This window comes from Roseateles sp. P5_B10, from assembly GCF_056400485.1.
The window spans coordinates 1-4,505 of sequence record NZ_JBFULE010000428.1; the positions used below are offsets into that span (position 1 = coordinate 1).

The following is a 4,505-nucleotide window of genomic DNA, read 5'->3' on the forward strand; positions in this document are numbered from 1 at the left end:
CCTGGAAGGCTTGCAGCGCGAACTGGTCATAGGCCGTCGTGAAGACCGTGGGCAGGGCCAGGCGGTGGTCGCGGAACAGCTCCAGCGACAGGCCGTCGGCGAGCTGAATGTCGAGCAGCAGCAGGTCGGGTGCGGGGTGGTCAGCGAGCCAGGCCAGCGTGCCTTGCACCGTGTCGCTGTGGCCCAGCACGCGGGCCTCAGGCGCGACGCGGGCCAGCGTGGCGGTCAGGCGCTCGCGCGCCGGGGGCTCGTCTTCGGCAATGAAGATCTTCATGGGCGGGCCAGCAGCGGAATGGCGACTTCGAACACGCCAGCCTCGGCGCGGCATTCCAGTGCGCGGCCGGCCAGCAGGCGGCAGCGCTCGTCGAGGTTGGCCAGGCCCAGGCCTGAGGAGGGCAGGGCGCTGCGGCGCRGCTGCAGCGCGTTGCGGGCGTGCACGCGGTCCCCGTCCAGCGTGAAGCTGACGGTCAGCGACTGCGCGGCGCTGGCCTCGTTGTGCTTGATGGCGTTCTCCAGCAGCGTCTGCARSGCCAGCGGCGGGATCAGCCATTGACCAGTCTGCAAGGCCGGGTCCAACGCTAGCGGCATGGCGGCGCCAAAGCGCAGTGCCAGCAGGCGGTGGTAGTGGCGCAGGAAGGCGAGCTCCTCGTCCAGTGGCACGAGGTCGCGCTGGCGGCTGTCCAGCACATAGCGGTAGATCTCGGCCAGGGTGTCGCTGAACTCGCGGGCGCTCTTCGCGTCGCTCTCGATCAGATGACCCAGGGTGTTGAGGCTGTTGAACAGGAAATGCGGGTCGACCTGAGCCTTCAGCGCGCCAAGCTCGGCCTGCGTGCGGGCGCGCTCCAGGCGCTCCACACGCAGCATGTCCGACTCGCGCTCGCGGATCAGGAACATGGTCTCGTAGGCATGCGTCACGAACAGCACGCAGATGACGTTGGTGGCCACCACCAGCTTCAGCGCATTGGCGTCGACCGGCTGCCCAGCGACATGGAACCAGGCCCAGATGGCGGCCAGCGTCAGCGGCGCGGTGTAGAGCACATTGGCGCTGACCAGCATCAAGAGCTTGCGCAGCGGGTGGGCGAACCAGTTCAGGTGCTCGCGCTGCTTGAACAGCAGCCAGCGGTTGCCTGCCCAGATGGCAAAGGCCAGCGCGATGAAGCCGGCAAAGCCGACCCAGAAGCGCGCGTCGCCGGGGCCGAGCGGCCCGTAGAGCCCCGTCAGCCAGGGAATGGCCAGGCCGAAGGCGAGCGAACCGCCGGCCATCAGCAGCCGGTCATCCAGGCGCGCCTGCATCGGCGGGTTCGGCGGCGATTTGAGCGGCAGTTTGTCGGCTTTGGGCGTGCTCATCTTCGACTTCGGCGCGCGACCGCTGTTGCCGGGGACGGGGGCGCCTCAGCATCGCCGCACCAACAACTTCAAGAGGGGTCTGCGATGAACGCAGTGCAATTCAACTTCCCGGCGGTCATTGTGGCGGCCTTGTCCAGCTTCCTGATCGGCGGGCTCTGGTACTCGCCCATCCTTTTCGCCAAGGCCTGGATGGCCGAGGCGGGCCTGAGCGAGGCCCAGGCCAAGCAGGCCAGCCCGGCCAAGGTCTTCGGCCTGTCGGCGCTGGCCTCGCTGGTGATGGCCTTCAACCTGGCGGCCTTCCTCGGCGCCAAGGCGACTCTGAGCTTCGGCCTGTTCGCCGGCTTGGCCACCGGCCTGGGCTGGGTGGCCATGAGCCTGGGCGTGATCTACCTGTTCGAGCAGCGCTCGCTCAAGCTCTGGCTCATCAACAGCGGCTACCAGGTGGTGGCCTACACGGTGATGGGCACCATCCTCGGCGCCTGGCATTGAAGCCGGATCGCTTGCGCCTTCCTAGGGCAGCCGCAGCCGGTCGCCTTCACCGACCCGCACTGTGTTCGGCGGCTCGTTGCCGAAGCGGTAGGTCACGCTGAGCAGCTTGCGGCGGCCGGGCGCGGGGTCGAAGCCGAACAGCTCGTTGCGCACCTCGGTCTCGAAGCGTTCGCCGCGCACCTGGCCGCGCAGGGCCTGGGTCACGTCGGTCCAGCGGCCGTCGGCGCCGTAGCTGGCGCTGTCGATGATGAGCCGGCCGCTGCCGGGCCGCACCGGGCCCTGGTCGCCGCCGCCGCGGTGGCCGCGGCCCCAGTCGCCGCGGCCCCAGCCGACGAATTGGTTGCCGTCGATGGTGCCGTACTCGCGGTACTCGAAGACGCGCTCCTGGCCGCCACGGTCGCGGGCAAAGATGCGCAGGACCTTGGTCTTTCCGGGAAATGGGTCAACACCGAAGAGTTCATTGGTCAACCGCACGCGTTGGTCGCGCCGCGCCAGTTCGCGCAGGCGGTCGGTGACGTCCACGTCGCGGCCGTCGGCGCCATAGGTGGCGTAGAGGATGGTGAACTCACCGTCGTCGTGGCGGTCGCYGCCCGGGCTGTTGCCGCCCCCTTGCCAACCGCCCGACCCGCCGGACTCGCCCCAGTTGCCGCGGCCCCAGCCGATGAACCTGTTGCCGTCGACCCAGTCGCGCTCACGGAATTCGAAGGTGCGTTCACGCCCCTGGCGGTCGCGGGCAAAGATGCGCAGCGTCTTGGTGCGCCCAGGCTCGGGGTCGACGCCGAAGAGGTCGTTGCTCAAGCGAAAACGCCGGTCCTGGCGGGCCAGCTCGCGCAGGCGGYCGGTCACGTCCACGTGGTTGTGCTCGGTGCCGTAGCGGGCATGCAGGATGACGAACTCGCCGTCATCGTCGGCCCAGGCGGGCCCGGTGATGGCAGTGGCCAGTGCTGCACCCAGGCCCAGTGTCCATTGGCCCAATTGGCGGCGTTTCATGGCAATCCCCTCGTTGTTGGTCTTGGCCGGGCATGGTCGCACGGCCAAGGGTTCAACGCGAGGACGGCCCGGCGCGAGGACGCCGGGCTTCGCCGGTTGTAAGGGCGGGTAAACCGCGCGATCAGCGGCCCCAGTCGCCGCGGCGCCAACCAGTGAACTGGCTGCCATCCACCCAGCTGCCCTCGGCGTACGCGAAGCTGCGCTGCTGGCCATTGGGGTCGCGCGCAATGATGATCAACCGCTTGTCGCGGCCCGGGTCGGGGTCGACGCCAAAGGTGTCGTTGCCCATGCGGAAGCGCTCGTCGCGGCGTGCCAGTTCGCGCAGCCGCCCGGTCACGTCCACCTCGCGGCCGGGGGTGCCGTAGTTGGCGTGCAGGATGGTGTAGCTGYCGTCATCGTGGCGGTCGCGATAGGGGTTGCCGGCCCAGCCACCGTTGTAGTTCGGTTCGCCCCAGCGGCCCGCGCCCCAGGCGGTGAATTGCCCGCCGTCAATCCATGCGCGCTCGGGGTAGTCAAAGCGGCGTTCGCGGCCTTGGCTGTCGCGGGCGTAGATGCGCAGGTATTTGTCGCGGCCGGGGTCGGGGTCCACGCCGAACAGGTCGTTGGTCAGCCGCACGCGGCGGTCACGGCGGGCCAGCTGGCGCAGCTGGTCGGTCACATCGACATGGTTGCGGTCCGTGCCGTAGCGAGCTTGCAGGATGACGAACTCGCCGTCGTCATCGCCGCGCTGTGCCAGAGCGGGCAACGAGAGCCCGGCCAGCAAGGTGGCCGCGCCGAGAACGTAGTGGCGTCGAATCATGGTGTCTGTCTCCGAAGTTATGGAGGCAACCATGCTTGCACTGCCACTGCGGCGCTCAAGTCGGATAGGAGGAAGTCCCGCTGCGGGCGGCCACCGTCAGACGCCGGCCGGTTTCCCGCCCAACAGGTACTCCCGCGCCAGTGYCCGGGCGCGATGCAACCGGCTCTTCACGTTCGGCCGCGTGAGGCCGGTGCGGGCGGCGATTTCCTCGATGGTCAGCTCCTCAAGGTCGCGCAGCAGCATGACCTCGAGGTAGTGGGACGGCAGCGACTCCAGCGCCGCCACCAGTTCCCGCCGCAGGCCCAATTCGTCGCGCACGACCAGCCACTGCTCCAGCTTTTCCTCGTCATACGGGTCATRGCGCAGCGTGAGCCGGCCCAGGCGCCGGCATTCGCGCTGCACCAGGCGGATCAACCAGCCCGAGAAAGCCGCCAGCACGCGCAGCGACGGCAGCTTGCGGCTGACGATGAGCAGGGCCTCCTGCACCGCGTCATCGACGTCGCTGAGCAGGCAGTGCTGCTGGGCATAGCGGCGGATGTCGGGCCGGGAGATCTTCAGCAATTGCTCCAGTGCCCGCGGATCGCCGCCGTGCGCGGCCGCGAGCAGGGGCTGGTGTTGTGGGGCCAGGGCCATGTCAGTGCTGCCCGGCTGCTACTTCAACTTGCGGCCAATCATGGCGCAAGCCGGGCAGAAACCGAACAGCCCGGATGCCACCAACYCGGCCGCCCCGCCAGCCACCAGCCAGCCGCCCATGCCGCCCAACAGCAGCAGCCCCAGGGCCGCGGCCACCAGGCCCGCCACCACGCGCACGGCGCGCTCGCCGTTCGGAACGTTTTTCACATAGATCATGGTTCGACTCTCAAGTGTTCGAGGACAGCCC

7 protein-coding genes are annotated in these 4,505 nt (G+C 69.0%); 1 reads left to right on the forward strand and 6 read right to left on the reverse strand.

Going from position 1 to position 4,505, the window contains the following annotated elements; all coding sequences use genetic code 11:
- Both AC1DU6_RS21050 and AC1DU6_RS21055 read right to left on the reverse strand, forming a co-directional pair.
- On the reverse strand, window positions 1-274 hold a 274-nt coding region (locus tag AC1DU6_RS21050; protein ID WP_477859348.1), incomplete at its 3' end, for a LytR/AlgR family response regulator transcription factor.
- Entirely contained in the window at window positions 271-1,347 is a 1,077-nt protein-coding gene (locus tag AC1DU6_RS21055) for a sensor histidine kinase (protein ID WP_477859349.1), read from the reverse strand. The genes AC1DU6_RS21050 and AC1DU6_RS21055, both read right to left, overlap by 4 nt.
- An 84-nt stretch (window positions 1,348-1,431) precedes the next feature.
- On the opposite strand from AC1DU6_RS21055, the gene AC1DU6_RS21060 reads away from it, so the two are divergent.
- On the forward strand, window positions 1,432-1,836 hold the full coding sequence (locus tag AC1DU6_RS21060) for a DUF1761 domain-containing protein (protein ID WP_457321588.1): 405 nt from the start codon (window positions 1,432-1,434) through the stop codon (window positions 1,834-1,836).
- Window positions 1,837-1,857: 21 nt separating this feature from the next.
- On the opposite strand, the gene AC1DU6_RS21065 is transcribed toward AC1DU6_RS21060, so the two are convergent.
- From AC1DU6_RS21065 to AC1DU6_RS21080, 4 genes are all read right to left on the reverse strand, one after another.
- On the reverse strand, window positions 1,858-2,826 hold the full coding sequence (locus AC1DU6_RS21065) for a DnaJ-like protein C-terminal domain-containing protein (protein ID WP_477859351.1): 969 nt from the start codon (window positions 2,824-2,826) through the stop codon (window positions 1,858-1,860).
- A gap of 121 nt (window positions 2,827-2,947) precedes the next feature.
- A complete protein-coding gene (locus AC1DU6_RS21070; RefSeq protein WP_477859353.1) occupies window positions 2,948-3,625 on the reverse strand; it encodes a hypothetical protein in 678 nt (225 codons plus the stop codon).
- A 96-nt stretch (window positions 3,626-3,721) separates the two neighbouring features.
- Complete coding sequence (locus AC1DU6_RS21075; protein WP_477859355.1) at window positions 3,722-4,258, reverse strand: RNA polymerase sigma factor; 537 nt, start codon at window positions 4,256-4,258, stop codon at window positions 3,722-3,724.
- An 18-nt stretch (window positions 4,259-4,276) separates the two neighbouring features.
- The gene (locus AC1DU6_RS21080; protein WP_477859357.1) at window positions 4,277-4,474 is read right to left on the reverse strand and encodes a YgaP-like transmembrane domain; all 198 of its coding nucleotides are present in this window, start codon (window positions 4,472-4,474) and stop codon (window positions 4,277-4,279) included.
- Window positions 4,475-4,505: the final 31 nt, after the last annotated feature.

Bases quoted from the DNA above. Each gene is read 5' to 3' on its own strand.
- AC1DU6_RS21060 (WP_457321588.1), top strand. From the start codon at position 1,432: ATGAACGCAGTGCAATTCAACTTCCCGGCGGTCATTGTGGCGGCCTTG.